This window comes from Paracoccus beibuensis, assembly GCF_026162625.1.
Lineage (GTDB): Bacteria > Pseudomonadota > Alphaproteobacteria > Rhodobacterales > Rhodobacteraceae > Paracoccus > Paracoccus beibuensis.
Window position 1 is genome coordinate 1 of record NZ_JAOTBD010000019.1, and the last position, 16,619, is coordinate 16,619.

At 67.6% G+C, this 16,619-nt stretch carries 16 protein-coding genes, 1 tRNA gene and 1 riboswitch; of the genes, 12 read left to right on the top strand and 5 right to left on the bottom strand.

The window, feature by feature from the left end:
• The coding region (locus OC159_RS12290) for a LysR substrate-binding domain-containing protein (RefSeq protein ID WP_265501468.1) at positions 1-378 on the bottom strand (378 nt) is incomplete at its 3' end.
• A complete protein-coding gene (locus OC159_RS12295) occupies positions 368-931 on the bottom strand; it encodes a LysR family transcriptional regulator (protein ID WP_265501469.1) in 564 nt (187 codons plus the stop codon). The genes OC159_RS12290 and OC159_RS12295, both read right to left, overlap by 11 nt.
• A 91-nt stretch (positions 932-1,022) precedes the next feature.
• Between OC159_RS12295 and OC159_RS12300 the strand changes: the two genes are divergently transcribed.
• From OC159_RS12300 to OC159_RS12355, 12 genes are all read left to right on the top strand, one after another.
• On the top strand, positions 1,023-1,883 hold the full coding sequence (locus OC159_RS12300; protein WP_265501470.1) for a hypothetical protein: 861 nt from the start codon (positions 1,023-1,025) through the stop codon (positions 1,881-1,883).
• Positions 1,880-2,752, top strand: coding sequence for a phosphoribulokinase (locus OC159_RS12305; RefSeq protein ID WP_265501471.1), 873 nt, complete (start codon positions 1,880-1,882; stop codon positions 2,750-2,752). The genes OC159_RS12300 and OC159_RS12305 overlap by 4 nt, the downstream gene beginning before the upstream one ends.
• Before the next feature lie 70 nt (positions 2,753-2,822).
• The gene (gene rpe / locus OC159_RS12310) at positions 2,823-3,506 is read left to right on the top strand and encodes a ribulose-phosphate 3-epimerase (protein WP_265501472.1); all 684 of its coding nucleotides are present in this window, start codon (positions 2,823-2,825) and stop codon (positions 3,504-3,506) included.
• 138 nt (positions 3,507-3,644) lie between these two features.
• Positions 3,645-4,727 (top strand): alpha/beta hydrolase, encoded by a 1,083-nt coding sequence (locus tag OC159_RS12315; protein WP_265501473.1) that lies wholly within the window; start codon positions 3,645-3,647, stop codon positions 4,725-4,727.
• Positions 4,728-4,896: 169 nt separating this feature from the next.
• On the top strand, positions 4,897-5,676 hold the full coding sequence (locus OC159_RS12320) for an SDR family oxidoreductase (protein ID WP_265501474.1): 780 nt from the start codon (positions 4,897-4,899) through the stop codon (positions 5,674-5,676).
• 67 nt (positions 5,677-5,743) lie between these two features.
• A complete protein-coding gene (locus OC159_RS12325) occupies positions 5,744-6,820 on the top strand; it encodes an ABC transporter ATP-binding protein (protein ID WP_265501475.1) in 1,077 nt (358 codons plus the stop codon).
• Positions 6,821-6,954: 134 nt separating this feature from the next.
• Positions 6,955-7,043, top strand: a riboswitch (glycine riboswitch).
• A gap of 155 nt (positions 7,044-7,198) precedes the next feature.
• Entirely contained in the window at positions 7,199-8,320 is a 1,122-nt protein-coding gene (gene gcvT, locus OC159_RS12330; RefSeq protein WP_265501476.1) for a glycine cleavage system aminomethyltransferase GcvT, read from the top strand.
• 13 nt (positions 8,321-8,333) lie between these two features.
• Positions 8,334-8,690 (top strand): glycine cleavage system protein GcvH, encoded by a 357-nt coding sequence (gene gcvH / locus OC159_RS12335; protein WP_265501524.1) that lies wholly within the window; start codon positions 8,334-8,336, stop codon positions 8,688-8,690.
• Between the two features lie 87 nt (positions 8,691-8,777).
• Positions 8,778-11,612, top strand: coding sequence for an aminomethyl-transferring glycine dehydrogenase (gene gcvP / locus OC159_RS12340; protein ID WP_265501477.1), 2,835 nt, complete (start codon positions 8,778-8,780; stop codon positions 11,610-11,612).
• A gap of 129 nt (positions 11,613-11,741) precedes the next feature.
• A complete protein-coding gene (locus tag OC159_RS12345) occupies positions 11,742-12,101 on the top strand; it encodes a hypothetical protein (protein WP_265501478.1) in 360 nt (119 codons plus the stop codon).
• A 4-nt stretch (positions 12,102-12,105) separates the two neighbouring features.
• Positions 12,106-14,001, top strand: a complete 1,896-nt coding sequence (locus tag OC159_RS12350; RefSeq protein WP_265501479.1) for a pyrroloquinoline quinone-dependent dehydrogenase — start codon at positions 12,106-12,108, stop codon at positions 13,999-14,001.
• 84 nt (positions 14,002-14,085) lie between these two features.
• Positions 14,086-14,161, top strand: a tRNA-Ala gene (locus OC159_RS12355).
• Positions 14,162-14,224: 63 nt separating this feature from the next.
• Here OC159_RS12355 and argC read toward each other — a convergent pair.
• The 3 genes from argC to OC159_RS12370 form a co-directional block, all read right to left on the bottom strand.
• Entirely contained in the window at positions 14,225-15,142 is a 918-nt protein-coding gene (argC, locus tag OC159_RS12360; RefSeq protein ID WP_265501480.1) for an N-acetyl-gamma-glutamyl-phosphate reductase, read from the bottom strand.
• Between the two features lie 64 nt (positions 15,143-15,206).
• On the bottom strand, positions 15,207-15,536 hold the full coding sequence (locus tag OC159_RS12365; protein ID WP_265501481.1) for a DUF779 domain-containing protein: 330 nt from the start codon (positions 15,534-15,536) through the stop codon (positions 15,207-15,209).
• The gene (locus OC159_RS12370; RefSeq protein ID WP_265501482.1) at positions 15,533-16,585 is read right to left on the bottom strand and encodes a DNA topoisomerase IB; all 1,053 of its coding nucleotides are present in this window, start codon (positions 16,583-16,585) and stop codon (positions 15,533-15,535) included. Before OC159_RS12370 ends, OC159_RS12365 begins: the two co-directional genes overlap by 4 nt.
• Positions 16,586-16,619 lie beyond the last annotated feature (34 nt).

Consider the following 16,619-nt stretch of genomic DNA (forward strand, 5'->3'; position numbering starts at 1 on the left):
AACCTGGCCCGGCTGCCACGACTGCTGAGCGCATGAAGACGAAAGGCGGCATCGGCCGCGCACACCGTTTGCCCCGACAGGCCGGAAGCTCAACGCAGCCGGGCCCGTCCCAAGAAAACCGTTCCGCCTCGACGAGTTCTTTGGCAGCCTGGTAGGGCGGCGGCCCGCGCGCAGTTCCTCGGTCCAGGTGTGCCGGGAAATGAGCGCGACCCCCAGCCCGGCGATGACCGCCTGCTTGATCGTCTCGTTGGTTCCCATGTCGATCGCACGCCAGGGCGCGCCTTCGCCGATCCGATCGAGGAACCGGGTCATCAGGATCCGCGTGAAAGACCCCTCTTCCCGCGACAGGAACGTCTGTTCCAGCAGGTCACCCGGCATGACCGGATCCTGAAGGGCCAGGGGGTGATCGGACGCGGCGATGAAGATATGCGGATGGGGGCCCGATCAGATCGGCCGTGACCGCAGGCTCCTTCGGCGGACGGCCCATGAGCAGGTCCGGTTCATCACCGGCCAGCGTCGCCATGATGGCGTTGCGGTTACCGATGCGGAGCGTCACCTCTATGTCGGGCAGGCTGCAGCGCAGCAGGGCAACCAGCGCCGGCGCGAAATACTTCCCTGTCGACACGACGCCCAGGACGACCGATCCGCTCTGGCCTTGCCGGAGGGCGGCGACTTCCCTTGTGGCGCGCGACAGGGCGGTGGCGATCTGCGCCTCGGCCCGCAGCAGGGCCTGCCCCTCGGGCGCGGCCCGGAACGCGCCGTCGCCGCGAACCACAAGCGCCGAACCCGCCAGATCCTCCATCGCTTTCAACTGGCCATGGACCGCAGGCGGTGTCAGCCCAAGCCATCCGGCTGCGGTGGTCAGGCTGCCGCTGTCGGCCACGGCACGAAGCGCACGCAATTGGCGCAGGGTGACCGCGTCGATGCGCATGTTCAGAAAACTTTAGTCCATCTTTTGTCGATTTGAATTTCGCCTAAGATGCGCCACTGTCAATCTGCGCCACGACGACAAGGGAGGGCCGATGACTGTCGCCGGCATCGACACGACCTGGATTCCCGAACGCTTCCGCCCCCTGATGACCGCCGTCGCGCATGCCAGCGCCCGGTTGTCCGACATGTTGCGCGGCCGCAGTGACAGCCTTTCCACCGCCTGCGCGCGAACACTTTTCGCCGATGCGCTTCAGAGCCCGGGGATCCGCTGGCTGTATCCAGCCGAGGATCAGGCGCCCGTTGCAGTGGACGGTGACGGCGATCTTGCCATGGCGCTGACGCCTCTGGACGGAGAGGCCGATCAGGACCTGAACGCGCCTCTTGCCTCGATCTTCGCGATTTTTCCCGCGGCAGGTGACGGGCAGTCAAGCTTCCTGCGCCCCGCGCGTGACATGCTGGCAGCCGGATACGTTCTTCATGGGACGCACTGCTGTATGGTCACCAGCTTCGGCTGCGGGGTGCAGCTCTCGATCCTCGATCCCGCCGTGAGCCGCTTTCGGCTGACAAGCCCGCAGGTGCGGGTTCCCGCACACCCTCAGCACGACTGGCCGCGCACGGCCCTTCGTTCCTCCGCCGGCAGGCGGCAGGCGGGATCGCTGGCCGCCGAAGCGCATCGCATCCTGCTGCGCGGCGGCAGCTTCCTGTGCATGGATGGCGACGATCTGCCGCGGCAGTTGACGGTCTGCGCGCCATTGGCGTTCCTGGTCGAGCAAGCAGGCGGCGTGGCGACCGACGGCATCTCGCCGCTTCTTGCGGCGCGCATCGCCGACCTTCAGGCCCGCAGCCCGCTGAACCTGGGAGGTGCCGGCAGCTTGGGGCATCACCCGCTGCCCGAGCCTGAGGTTCCGGCCCTGTTCCGTCATCGTGGATTGTTCAGGGTCCAGGGCGGATGAGCCAGAGACACCCCATCATCTCGGTCACCGGCAGTTCCGGGGCGGGCACGACGACCGTCAAGTCGACCTTCGACCAGATCTTCCGTCGCGAGGGCATTCGTGCCGTCAGCATCGAGGGCGACGCCTTCCACCGTTACGACCGCGCTGCCATGAAGGCGGAACTTGCGGCCCGGCTGGCCGCCGGCGATGCAACCTTCAGCCATTTCAGCTATGACGCCAACGAGCTGGAAAAGCTGCAGGACATCCTGCGCATCTACGGCGAAACGGGCCGGGGCGAGACGCGGCACTATGTCCATGACGACAAGGACGCCGCGCGCTGGGGCCGGCCGCACGGCACCTTCACCGACTGGGCACCGTTCGAGGAGAACAGCGACCTTCTGTTCTACGAGGGGCTGCACGGCGCGGTCGTCAACGACCGGGTCAACATCGCCGCGCTGGCCGATCTGAAGGTCGGCGTCGTGCCGGTGGTGAACCTGGAATGGATCCAGAAGATCCACCGCGACAGCGCGCATCGCGGCTACACGACCGAGGCCGTGACGGACACCATCCTGCGCCGCATGCACGCCTATGTGCACTGCATCTGCCCGCAATTCACCCAGACCGACATCAACTTCCAGCGGGTGCCGGTGGTCGACACGTCGAACCCCTTCATCGCCCGGTGGATCCCGACGCCGGACGAAAGCCTGGTGGTGATCCGCTTCCGCAACCCGCGCGGCATCGACTTTCCTTATCTTACGCAGATGATCGCCGGGTCATGGATGAGCCGCGCGAACTCGATCGTCGTGCCGGGGCCGAAGATGGACCTGGCCATGCAGCTGATCCTGACGCCGATGATCCTGCGGCTGACGGACCAGTCGCGGCGGGCCTGAATGCCAGCACAGGCTTGACGCAGCGCCCGCGAGAGGGCAGGCCGCAGCGCAGCAGCCCGTGGAGGACATGATGAGCTTCGACCGCAGCCTGAAGATCGCCCCGTCGATCCTTTCGGCCGATTTCGCCAATTTCGGCGCCGAGATCCGCGCGATCGAGGCCGAGGGTGCCGACTGGGTGCACGTGGACGTCATGGACGGCCATTTCGTGCCGAACCTGACCTTCGGCCCGCCCGCGGTGAAGGCGTTCCGCCCGCATGTGAAGACCTTCATGGACGTCCACCTGATGATCGCGCCTGTCGATGCCTATATCGAGGCCTATGCCGAGGCCGGGGCCGACATGATCACGGCCCATGTCGAGGCCGGGCCACATCCCCACCGGACGCTGCAGGCGATTCGCGCGACGGGCCGAAAGGCGGGCATCGCTCTCAACCCAGGCACGCCGGTGGAGGCGGTCGGCTACCTGCTGGATCTGTGCGACATGGTCCTGGTCATGACGGTGAACCCGGGCTTTGGCGGGCAGAGGTTCATCCACAGCCAGCTGGACAAGATCGCCCGCCTGCGCGGGATGATCGGTGACCGGCCGATCCATGTCCAGGTGGATGGCGGCGTCGATCCGACCACCGCTCCGCTGGTCGCGAAGGCGGGGGCCGACGTGCTGGTGGCGGGATCAGCGGTGTTCAAGGGCGGGTCGGTCGACGCGCCGCAGGTCTATGGCGCCAACATGAGAACGATCCGAGAGGCGGTCGCCGCCTGACGCAGCGGCGCAAGGCGGGGCTTCGGCGATGCGGATTGCTGGACGGAGGAGGGTTGCGGTATAAGGGCGGCGATCGACCCCCAGCCATCGCGTGACATGCCGCCAGCCCTTGCGCCACGACGACTTCGCCCGCTCAGGATGCTGTTCCTGGCGATGGCGGTCGTGATATCTGCCTGCGCGCCCCGGCCCGGCAACGAGGCGCTGGAGGCGGTCCCGGGGACCATAACGGGCGCGCAGGTCACCACCGTCTACGTGGCCACGACCCGCGCACCGCGGGGTGTGGGCAGCACAGCCTTCGGCAGCGCCTGGTCGCTTGGGACCAGCCACGCCGCCTTCACCGTCTCGATTCCCCCGACGCACCGGCCGGGCCGGGTCGAGTGGCCGAACGGCAAGATCGATCCCGTAACCAGCTTCGCGGTCCTGGGCAGCGCCAACCTGACGCCGGACCAGTATGCGGGGACCCTGGCGCGGGACCCCCGTCTTCCGGCGGGCATCGGCCTCTATGTGCATGGCTATAACCATACCTTTCCAGAGGCGCTCTATCGCCTCGTGCAGTTGTCGGTCGATGCGGGGACAGGCGGCGTGCCGGTGCTGTTTTCCTGGCCCTCGGCCGGCAGACCGCTGGGGTATCTTGCAGACCGGGATGCCGCGGCCTTTTCCCGCGACGCGCTGAGCCGCACGCTGATCGACCTTGTCGCAAAGGCCCGTGGCGGGACAGTCAGCGTCACGGCGCATTCGCTGGGGGCGCTTCTGACGATGGAGAGCCTGCGCCAGCTGCGGCTGGAGGGGCGCGCCGACGTGCTGGACAGGCTGTCGGTGATCCTGGCCGCGCCGGACATCGACCCCGACCTGTTCCGCGCCCAGATCGCGGTAATCGGGCGGAGGCGGCAGCCGATGACGATCCTCGTATCGCCGGACGACCGCGCGCTGCGGCTGGCCGGGCGGCTGGGGGCGCATCGGGGTCGGCTGGGAACGCTGGACGTCCGCGATCCGCGGGTCCGTGAGGCGGTGGCGGAAGCGGGGATCACGGTCATCGACATCTCGGACCTGCCGCCGCAGGGGCTGGCGCGGCATGACCGCTACGTCGAAATGGCCGCGATGCACGAGGACCTGGTGGCGGCGCGTTCGACGGCAGGGACACCGCTGGCGCAGATCGGGCATGCCGGGGTCTTCGTGCTGGACAGTTTGCGCGGTGCGCTGACGGAACCCTTCGCCCCCTGACTCCTGCCGGATGCGCTTCGGCCGTCGGATCCCGGGGCAGCAGGCGAAGCAGGGGCCATCGAAGCCCCAGCTTCGCCGCGGTGCTGCGCCCCGCCGCGCCCATCCGCCGCCGCGTTGACAATCCGCGCCGGGCCGCGTTTTCTGCGGGGGAAGCCGACAGGAGGACGCGATGGATCTGGGCATCAGGGGCAAACGGGGGCTTGTCTGCGCGGCCTCAAAAGGGCTGGGGCGGGGCTGCGCCGAGGCATTGGCCGAGGCTGGCGTGAACTTGGTCATCAACAGCCGCTCCGAGGCCGAGATCGCCCGCACCGCCCACGAGATCGCCGAGCGCCATGGCGTCGAGGTCACCCCCGTCGCCGCCGACATCACGACCGAGGAGGGTCGCGGCCGCGTCCTCGATGCCGTGGGTCATGCCGATATCCTGGTAACCAATGCTGGCGGCCCCCCGCCCGGCGACTGGCGCGACTGGAGCCGCGAGGACTTCATTCGTGCGGTCGACGCCAACATGCTGTCGGCCATCGCGCTGATGCAGGCGCTGGTGCCCGGGATGATGGACCGGGGCTGGGGCCGGGTCGTGAACATCACCTCGGCCTCGGTCCGCTCCCCCGTGTCGGTTCTGGGGCTGTCGAACACCGCGCGGACGGGGTTGACGGGGTTTGTTGCCGGCATGTCCCGTCAGGTCGCGGGCAACGGCGTCTGCGTGAACAACCTGCTGCCGGGCATCCATGCCACGGCCAGGGCGGACAGCCTCGACCAGGGCGTTGCCGGGGCGCAGGGCATCTCTCTGGATGAGGCGCGGGCGCAGCGGCAGGCGACGATCCCGACGGGCACCTATGGCACACCAGAGGATTTCGGCGCGACCTGCGCGTTTCTCTGCAGCCAGCAGGCGCGCTTCATCGTCGGACAGAACGTGCTGCTGGACGGCGGCGCGCTGAGCGTCACGATCTGACGCGTTGCGGGCGCCGCTGCCCCTTGCTAGGGGCAGCGGGTACCTGACCGAAAGGCCTGGCCCCAACGTGACGACGCCTCTGCGACTGGAAGTGGACAGCCTGACGCGCGCCTTCGACGGCGCGCCCGTCGTCGACAACGTCGGCTTCCGGATCGAGGCGGGCCAGGTTGCTTGCCTTCTTGGCCCCTCGGGCTGCGGCAAGTCGACGACGCTGCGCATCATCGCCGGTGTCGACATGCAGGACAGCGGCCGCATCCTGGTCGACGGGCAGCTGATCTGCGACACCCGAACCCGCGTGCCGCCCGAAAAGCGCGCCATCGGGCTGATGTTCCAGGATTTCGCGCTGTTCCCGCACCTCCCCGTCAGCGAGAACGTGGCCTTCGGCCTGCCCGGCGGCTTCAAGGCGAACAGCGAACGCGTGGGCGAGCTGCTGGACCGCGTTCGCATGACGGCCCACATCGACAGCTATCCGCACGAGCTGTCGGGGGGCGAGCAGCAGCGCGTGGCCCTGGCGCGGGCTTTGGCGCCGCGTCCGCGCGTCCTGCTGATGGACGAACCGTTCAGCGGGCTGGACGAACGGCTGCGCGACGGCATCAGGGACGAGACCCTGGCGCTTCTGAAGGAAGAAGGCGCTGCCGTCCTGCTGGTCACGCACGAGCCGCACGAAGCGATGCGCATGGCCGACCAGATCCTGCTGATGCGCGACGGCCGCATCGTGCAGCAGGGGGCGCCCTACAATCTCTACAATGCGCCGGTGGACCGGCAGGCGGCGGCCTTCTTCAGCGACATCAACGTGTTGACGGGGCGGGTGCAGGGGGCGTTGACCGAAACGCCGTTCGGCGAGTTCCTGACGCCAGGCCTGCCGGACGGAGCCCCCGTCGAGATCGTGATCCGCCCGCAGCACCTGAAGATCGACTTCGACCGGGCGGGGCAAGGCCCCTCGCCCACGTCCGAAAACGGCACCGCCGCACGGGCGACGGTCAGGCGCGCGCGTTACCTGGGCCGAGAATCACTGGTCGAGTTCATTACCGACAGCGGGGGCATCGCGCTGAACGCGACGGTGCCGGGCGTGTTCCTGCCGCCCACTGGAACAGCCATGTGGCTGATGCTGCGCCGCGACCGGGTCTTCGTCTTTCCCGGCTGAGAGGCAAGGAATCGGCTGCGCGGCCTCGGCCGAAGATCGCAGCACGGGCGCCGTCGGATGTCCCGCATCCCCCTGACCAAAAATCCGTCTGCGACAAAAGTCTTGCCTTGAAGTTGACCTGCGGCTAGCACCTAGGAAGGAATTCGGGAGACGCCGGCGCGAGCCGGGGCCGAAGGAGAAGCCGCCCCGGCAAGCTCTCAGGCAAAAGGACCGCTTTCCCTACAGACTCTGGAGAGTGGCGCCCCGCGCCCGCCGAAGGGATAACGATCTCAGGCGCCTATGGCCGTTCAACGGCAGGGCAAGGACAGAGGGGGCATCGTCGCACGGGATTTTCCCGTTCAACCGATGCCGGTTTCCGGCTGAAATTCAGGGGGCCACATGGCCGAAACGACCCGCCGGACAGGTCTCTACGATCTTCATGTCGAACTTGGCGCCCGGATGGTGCCCTTCGCCGGATGGCAGATGCCCGTCCAGTACCCGGTGGGTGTCATGGCCGAACACCTGCACACGCGCGGCAAAGCGGGCCTGTTCGACGTCAGCCACATGGGGCAGGTCCTGGTGGTGCCTGGTGATGGCGGAATGCCAGCCGCCGCCGCGGCGCTGGAGACGCTGATCCCCGCGGATGTCACGGGCCTGGCCCCGGGACGCCAGCGCTATGGCCTGTTCACGAACGATGCCGGCGGCATTCTGGACGATCTGATGTTCGCCAACCGTGGCGATCACTTCCTGCTGGTGGTGAACGCGGCTTGCGCGGAACAGGACATTGCGCATCTGCGGACGCTGCCGGGGGTGCGCGTGACGCCGGTGATCGACCGAGGGCTGCTGGCGCTGCAGGGGCCGCAGGCAGAGGTTGCGCTGGCACGGCTGGTGCCGGGCGTCACCGCGATGCGCTTCATGGACAGCCAGGTGCATGACTGGGACGGGGTCGAGCTGTGGGTATCGCGGTCGGGCTATACCGGCGAGGACGGGTTCGAGATCTCGGTCCCGGAGGCGCGGCTGGAGGCGTTCGCGCGGGCGCTTCTGGATCAGCCAGAGGTGGCGCCGATCGGTTTGGGCGCGCGCGACAGCCTTCGGCTGGAGGCGGGGATGCCGCTCTATGGTCACGACATGGATGTCGGGGTGACCCCTGCCGCGGCCGGTCTGGGTTGGTCGATCCCGAAGGTGCGCCGCGCCGACGGCGCGCGCGCCGGCGGCTTTCCCGGTGCCGACGTAATCCTGCCCGAGCTGGGATCCCCCGCCACGACGCGCCGCGGCCTGCGGCCCGAGGGTCGCGCCCCCATCCGCGAGGGCGTGCCGATCTTTGCGGGTCCCGAGGGCGGCGCGGCGATCGGCACCGTAAGCTCGGGCGGGTTCGGGCCGTCGGTCGGCGCTCCGGTCGCGATGGTACGGCTTCCCGCCGACATCGCCGATGGCGCGACCGTCTTTGCGGAACTGCGCGGCAAGCGCCTTCCGGCAACCGTCTGCACCCTGCCCTTCATTTCCCCTACCTTCAAGCGCTGAGGAGCGTCCCATGCTGAAATACACCGAGGATCACGAATGGCTGCGGGCCGAGGGCGACGAGATCGTCGTGGGCATCACGAAGCACGCCAGCGAACAGTTGGGCGACGTGGTGTTCATCGAGCTGCCCGAGGACGGTCGCGAGGTCGAGGCAGGAGAGGAAGTCGTCGTGATCGAGAGCGTCAAGGCCGCATCGGACATCACCGCTCCGGTTGCGGGGACGATCACCGCCGTCAATGCGGCACTGGCCGACGCCCCCGGCGACGTCAACGGCGATCCCATGGCAGCCTGGTTCTTTCGGCTGAAGCCCTCGGACGCGGGCGCCATGGACGGGTTCATGGACGAGGAAGCCTACAAGGCGCTGGTCGGGTGACGCGCTGCCGGGGGTGATGCCCCCGGACTTCCCGATATTTGACGACCAAGGCAGGCCCGAACGTGGCGCTGCGGGATGGAGTGACGGATGAGCCGCTGGACACCGACCGACTATGACCCCGACGATTTCGCCAACCGGCGCCATATCGGCCCCTCTCCGGCCGAGATGGCCGAGATGCTGAAGGCAGTGGGCGCCGAGAGCCTGGACCGGCTGATCGACGAGACGGTGCCCGCGGCCATCCGCCAGGCCGACCGGCTGGACTGGCCTGCCCTGTCCGAGGCCGGGCTGCTGGCGCGGATGCGCGAGGTGGCGGACAAGAACCGCGTGATGACCAGCCTGATCGGCCAGGGCTATCACGGCACCGTCACACCCCCGGCGATCCAGCGTAACATCCTGGAGAACCCGGCCTGGTACACCGCCTACACCCCCTACCAGCCCGAGATCGCGCAGGGGCGGCTGGAGGCGCTGCTGAATTATCAGACCATGGTGGCCGACCTGACCGGGCTGCCGGTCGCGAACGCCTCGCTGCTGGACGAGGCGACGGCGGCGGCCGAGGCCATGGCCATGGCCCGGCGGCAGTCGAGGTCGAAGGCGGACGCGTTCTTCGTGGCCGACGACCTGCACCCGCAGACAATCGCGGTGATCCGCACGCGGGCTGAGCCACTGGGCATCCGCATCGTCACGGGGCCGGTCGAGGACCTGTCGGCCGACCAGGTCTTCGGGGCGATCTTTCAGTATCCTGGCACATCTGGCGATGTCCGCGACCTGTCACCCCAGATCGAGGCGCTGCACGCGGCTGGCGCGCTGGCGGTGGTGGCGACCGACCTGCTGGCGCTGTGCCTGCTGCGGGAACCGGGGTCGATGGGCGCCGACATCGCGGTTGGCAGCGCGCAGCGGTTTGGGGTGCCGATGGGGTATGGCGGGCCGCACGCGGCCTTCATGTCCTGCCGGGACGAACTGAAGCGCGCCATGCCGGGCCGCATCGTCGGCGTGTCCGTCGACGCGCAGGGGAACCAGGCCTATCGCCTGTCTCTGCAGACGCGCGAACAGCACATTCGCCGCGAAAAGGCGACCAGCAACGTCTGTACCGCGCAGGCCCTTCTGGCGGTGATGGCGTCGTTCTATGCGGTGTTCCATGGCCCCGAAGGTCTTCGGGCCATCGCGCAGCGGGTGCATCTGCACGCAGTCACGGTGGCAAAAGCCCTGCGCGAGGCCGGCGCCGACGTCGCGCCGGACGCCTTCTTCGACACAATCACGGTGCGCGTGGGCGTAGGCCAGCAGGGCATCATGGCCGCCGCCCGCCACCGCGGCATCAACCTGCGCCGGGTGGGCCGCGACCGCGTGGGCATCAGCGTGGACGAGACCACCGACGCGGGTGTCATCGCCCGGCTGCTGGACGCGTTCGGCATCACCGACCCCGCCGAACGCGCCACCGGTCCCTCCATCCCGGATGCGCTGCTGCGCGACAGCGACTTCCTGACCCACCCGGTCTTCCACATGAACCGCGCCGAATCCGAGATGATGCGCTATATGCGCCGGCTGTCGGACCGCGACCTGGCGCTGGACCGGGCGATGATTCCCCTCGGGTCCTGTACCATGAAGCTGAATGCGGCGGCCGAGATGATGCCGATCACCTGGCCGGGCTTCAGTGCGTTGCACCCGTTCGCGCCCGCCGACCAGGCGGCCGGCTATCACGAGGCAATTGCGGATCTGACCGAGAAGCTGTGCCGCATCACCGGCTATGACGCGTTCTCGATGCAGCCGAACAGCGGCGCGCAGGGGGAGTATGCGGGGCTGCTGACGATCCAGGCCTATCACAAGGCGCGGGGCGAGGATCGCGACATCTGCCTGATCCCGGTCTCGGCCCATGGCACCAATCCCGCCAGTGCGCAGATGTGCGGCATGAAGGTCGTGGTGGTGAAGTCCGCGCCCAATGGCGACATCGATGTCGAGGATTTCGCCGCCAAGGCCGAAAAGGCCGGGGCGAAACTGGCCGCCGTGATGATCACCTATCCCAGCACGCACGGCGTCTTCGAGGACACCGTGCGCCAGGTTTGCGAGATCACGCACCGGCACGGCGGGCAGGTCTATATCGACGGCGCGAACATGAATGCGCTTGTCGGCCTGGTGAAGCCCGGAGAGATCGGCGGCGATGTCAGCCACCTGAACCTGCACAAGACCTTTGCCATCCCGCATGGCGGCGGCGGTCCGGGCATGGGCCCCATCGGCGTCAAGTCGCACCTGGCGCCCTTCCTGCCGGGCGATCCGCAAACCGGCGAAGGCGCGGTGTCCGCGGCGCCATACGGCAGCGCGTCGATCCTGCTGATCAGTTGGGCCTATTGCCTGATGATGGGCGGCGAGGGGCTGACCCAGGCGACCCGCGTGGCCATCCTGAATGCGAACTATATCGCGGCGCGGCTGTCGGGGGCCTATCCGATCCTCTTCATGGGGAACCGCGGACGGGTGGCGCACGAATGCATCATCGACACGCGACCCTTCGCGGAACATGGCGTCACCGTGGACGACATCGCCAAGCGGCTGATCGACAACGGCTTTCATGCTCCGACCATGAGCTGGCCGGTCAGCGGCACGCTGATGGTCGAACCCACCGAAAGCGAGACCAAGGCCGAGATCGACCGCTTCGTCACCGCCCTTCTGGCCATCCGGGACGAGATCACCAACGTGGCCGAGGGCCGCATCGCCGTCGAGAACAGCCCCCTGCGCCACGCGCCCCACACGGTCGAGGACTTGGTCCGCGACTGGGACCGCCCCTATGGTCGCGAACAGGGCTGCTTCCCCCCGGGCGCCTTCCGGGTGGACAAGTACTGGCCCCCGGTCGGGCGGGTCGACAACGCCTATGGCGACCGCAACCTGGTCTGCACCTGCCCGCCGTTGGACAGTTATGCCGAAGCGGCCGAGTAGGCAGATACGATAGCGGGTTCCCCGAATTCGCCTTTTCGGGGAACCCCGCCTCGGACCCGTGCATTCCACCTGGACGTCAGGTTCCGACAATCTGTCGTGAGCTGACCTGATCTTGAATACGAGGTGCCGATGCCTGCTCGCCTTTCCCCGCCCAACCGCGCCCGAGAGGAGCTGGCCGGCAACCTCATGGCGGTTCCCGCCGCCATCGGCCTTGTCATCGCCGCTGTCGCCTTCTTCCGCCCCGGCTCGGGCGTCGACGGCACGCCGGGCGCGGCGCTGGCCATCCTTGGCATGCTGGCCCTGACCGTGGCGGCATTGCTGGCCGGACGGATGCAGCCCGGTCGACTTCGGACATTCATCACGGTCATGATCCTGATCGGCGGGCTTCTGACGCTGCTCTGCGCGTGGTTCCTGATGCAGGGTTGGCTGATGCTGACGATCGTCCTGACGCTGGCCATCTGGCTGATCTTCATTCTGGTCGCAAGGTAAGCGCATGTCCTCCAAGTACACCCTGACCGCCGCGCTGCTGGCGCTGATCCCCACCTCTGCTGCCCTGGCGCAGCAGGACCAGTGGACGAACTTCCACGGCAACGCGATGGCGCAGAAATATTCGGCGTCGGAACAGATCACTCCCGAAAACGTGCACAAGTTGGAAAAGGCGTGGGAGATCCACACCGGCGACGTGTCCGATGGGTCCGGCGACATCCCGGGCACGGTCTGGTCTGCGACCCCGATCCTGGCCAATGACCTGCTCTATGTCGGGACACCCTTCTACCGCGTCTACGCCGTTCAGCCGGATACAGGAGAGGTCGTGTGGACCTATGATCCCGAAACGGCCTTGGAACCCCTGACCCAGCCCGAGCTGAAGAACCGAGGCGTCAGCTATTGGGAAGACCCTGAAGGGACCGGCCCCTGCGCCAAGCGCGTCTATATCGGCACGATGGACGCGCATCTGCACGCGCTGGACGCCGACACGGGCGAATTGTGCCAGGACTTCGGGGAAAACGGCATCCTGAACGTCAACCAGTGGAACAAGCCCGACGCGAACTTCCCGCTGTCGCAGTTGCAGCCGCCCACGGTCTTCCGCGACAAGCTGCTGCTGGGCTGGGCGGGCAAGGACTGGTACAGCGTCGAGAACCCCCTGGGGTCCGTCTTCGCCATCGACGCCCGCACGGGCGAGCGTGAATGGTCGTTCTACTCGATCCCCGAAGGGTACGAAGGCACGACCGGCACCGCGAACGTCTGGACCGCCATGTCGGTCGACGAGGAAAATGGCCTCGTCTACGTCCCCGTCTCCAGCCCCAGCGCCGACTACTACGGCGGCACCCGGCTGGAGGAGATCCCGCTGGCGACGTCGGTCACCGCGCTGAACGGCGACACCGGAGAGGTCGAGTGGTCCCGCCAACTGGTCCACCACGACATCTGGGACTATGACACGGTGTCCGCGCCGACGCTGGTCGATATTCCCGGCGAGGGCGGCAGCACGCCGGCGCTGGTGCAGCCGACCAAGATGGGCTTCGCATTCGTCCTGAACCGCCTGACCGGCGAGCCGGTCTTCCCCATCGAGGAACGGGAGGTTCCCGCCTCGGACATAGAGGGAGAGGAGGCTTCGCCCACGCAGCCGTTTCCCACCCTGCCCGAGCCCACGATGGGCGACGACTGGGACGGGATCTTCGGCTTGGCCGACATCGCATCCTTCGGCGGCTGCTCGCGCAGGCTGGAGGAGCTGCGCTATGACGGCCGCTACACGCCGCCGTCGCTGGAAGGCACGCTGGCCTTTCCCGGCACTGCAGGCGGCATGCAGTGGGGCGGCGGGGCGGTCGACCCGGAAACCGGCATCTTCTACATCAACAGCTCGCGCATTGCGCAGATCTTCCAGCTGATCGAGCGCGAGGAATATGCCAACCTGACGACCGGCGGGTCCGAGGCCGAGGGAGGCTTGTTCCCGATGGAAGGTGCGCCCTACGGCTTCCGACTGTCGACCTTCCTGAACGCGATGGGCATGCCCTGCTGGAAGCCGCCCTACGGGATCATGACGGCGATCGACCTGAAGACGGGCAAGAACCTGTGGGAGGTGCCGTTCGGCCAGGTCCAGAAATGGGGCTTCTACATGCCCGAAAGCTGGGGTTCGCCCACGATCGGCGGCCCGGTCGTCACGGCCTCTGGACTGATCTTCATCGGTGCCTCGATGGATGCGCGGGTGCGCGCGCTGGATGCCTCGAACGGAGAGGTCCTGTGGAAGGCCCAGGTCGAGGCGCCCGCGGTGTCCATTCCCGCGGTCTATGACTATGAGGGGCGGCAGTATGTCGTCTTCGCCGTCGGCGGAAACTCGATCATCAAGCCGCAGGTCGGCGACCAGCTGATCGCCTTCGCCCTGCCCGAGGAATAGTCCCTGCCGGTCCCGCGCACCCGCGCGGGACAGCCGCACCGCCACTTGACTTTGCCGCCAAGCCGGTCCAAATCTTGCCGCGTTGGGGTCGTAGCTCAGTTGGTAGAGCGCGTCGTTCGCAATGACGAGGTCAGGGGTTCGATTCCCCTCGGCTCCACCAGTTCACCAAGATCTGTTCTGGCGCCGCCTGTTCGTGCCGTTCCTTAAGGCGGTCAAGCCGGGGTCAAAGCCCCAGCTCGTCCGGCAGGCCCAGCATGATGTTCAGGTTCTGGATCGCCGCGCCCGAAGCGCCCTTGCCCAGATTGTCCAGCACGGCCACCACCAATGCGCAGCCGGTGTCCTCGTCGCCATGGACGCTGATCCGCAGGCGGTTCGAGCCGTTCCGCGCCATGGGGTCGATGCGCGGGCCGATCTCTGCGGCAGGGACGACCTCGACGAACTGCTGGCCGGAATAGTGGTCCGCCAGCGCCTGGTGCAGTGCGGCGGCGCTGCGGTCGTCGTCCAGGTGCAGCGGCAACTGTACAGCCATGCCCTGAGCGAAGTTCCCCACCGAGGGCGCGAAGACCGGCTGCACCAGCAACCCGCCATGGGTCATGATCTCGGGGATGTGCTTGTGGCGCTGGTTCAGCCCATAGATGAAATGCGCGGGCGCGGTGCCGGCGTCGTATTCGCCGATCAGCGCCTTGCCGCCGCCGCTGTAGCCGCTGACCGCGTTGATCGACAGGGCCTCGCCCTCGTCGATCAGGCCGGCGGCGACCAGCGGCGCGATGACGGCGATGGCGCCGGTCGAATAGCAGCCGGGGTTGCTGACGCGCCGGGCGGCGGCGATCATCTCGCGCATCTCGGGGGCCAGTTCGGGAAAGCCGAACACCCATTCCGGGTCGATCCGGTGCGCGGTCGAGGCGTCGATCAGGCGCACGTCCATGTCGGCGGTGAGGGCCACGGCCTCGCGCGCGGCATCGTCGGGCAGGCAGAGGATCGCGACATCGGCCTCGGCAAAGGCTTCGGCACGCGCCGACGCCTCCTTCCGGCGGGCCGGGTCGACCTGGACCAGGCGGATGTCGTCGCGTCCCAGCAGGCGGTCTCGGATCTGCAGCCCGGTGGTTCCGGCCTCGCCGTCGATGAAGACGCTGTGGGTCATGACATACCTCGCTTGATGGATCGCGGCATGTCTAGCCGATCGCGAACGGCCTCACAACGGCGCTTCAGATGCTGCAGATTTCTGACCGGGTCAGGAAGCGTTTCTCGCGCCCGTTGTCCAGGCTGAACATGCCGCCGCGGCCGGGGACCACGTCGATGATCAAGTCGGTATGCTTCCACGCCTTATGCTGGCTGGCCGAGATGTAGAAGGGCGCGCCGCCGATCTCTCCCAGTTTGACGTCGCGGTCGCCCACGCGGAAATCGCCTTGCGGATAACACATGGGCGACGATCCGTCGCAGCAGCCGCCGGACTGGTGGAACAGGACCGGACCGTGATCGGCAACGATCTCGGACAGCAGGTCCAGCGCCTCGGGGGTGGCGGTCACGGTGCTCATGCCTTCAATCTCCTCCTCAGGAACTTCAGAACCTGCTTTTCCTCGTGGTGCAGGTCGTCGTCCAAAGTCTCGTTGATCTCGCCCTGCAATTCCAGCTTCAGGTCGCTGGCCAGATAGGCCTCGATCACCTGCGGATGGACATAGCACTTGCGGCAGATCGTCGGCGTGTTGCCAAGCCGGGCGGCCACCGTCTCGATCGCGTCGCGGACATTGCGCTTGGCGGCGGCGTCACTGTCGGCGCGCTCATATTCCGCCAGGGCCAGCGCCGCCAGTACGGTACCGGTCCAGGTCCGGAAATCCTTGGCGGTGATCCGCCGCCCGCTGATCCGGCGCAGATAGGCGTTCACGTCGGTCGAGGTGACCTGATGCCGCTCTCCGTCCTCGTCCAGGTACTGGAACAGGTGCTGGCCGGGGATGTCCTGCGCCGCCTTGACGATCCGCGCGACCCGCCGGTCGCGCAGCCCCAGGTCCCATTCCTTGCCGCCCTTGCCCTTGAAGCGGAAACGCACCTCGTTGCCCTCGAAGGTGACATGCCGGTCGCGCAGCGTGGTCAGCCCGTGCGACTTGTTCTGCTTGGCATAATCGGCGTTGCCGACCCGGATCATGGTGTTTTCCAGAAGATAGACGAGGGTGGCCAGCACCTTGTCTGCGGGCAGGCCGCGCAGCGACATGTCCTGGCGGACCCGGCCGCGCAGGCCGGGCAGCGCCTTGGCGAAATCGAACATGCGCTCGTATTTGGCACCGTCGCGGACCTCGCGGAAGGCGGGATGATAGCGGTACTGCTTGCGGCCCCGGTCATCGCGGCCGGTGGCCTGGATGTGCCCGTTCGGGTCGGGACAGATCCAGACATCGGTATAGGCGGGCGGGATGGCCAGTGCGGCCAGCCGCTTGCGCTCGGCTTTGTCGCGGATCGTGCGGCCTTGGGCGTCGCGATAGGTGAACCCCTTGCCCGCGCGGACCCGGGTGATGCCCGGCATGTCGTCGTTGACATACACCAGGCCTGCGCTTTCGGCGGCGTCTTCGGGGTCGATGATGCTGTCCTTGGGCATGGGGCTGTTCCGCGATACGGTCAGCCCCAACGCC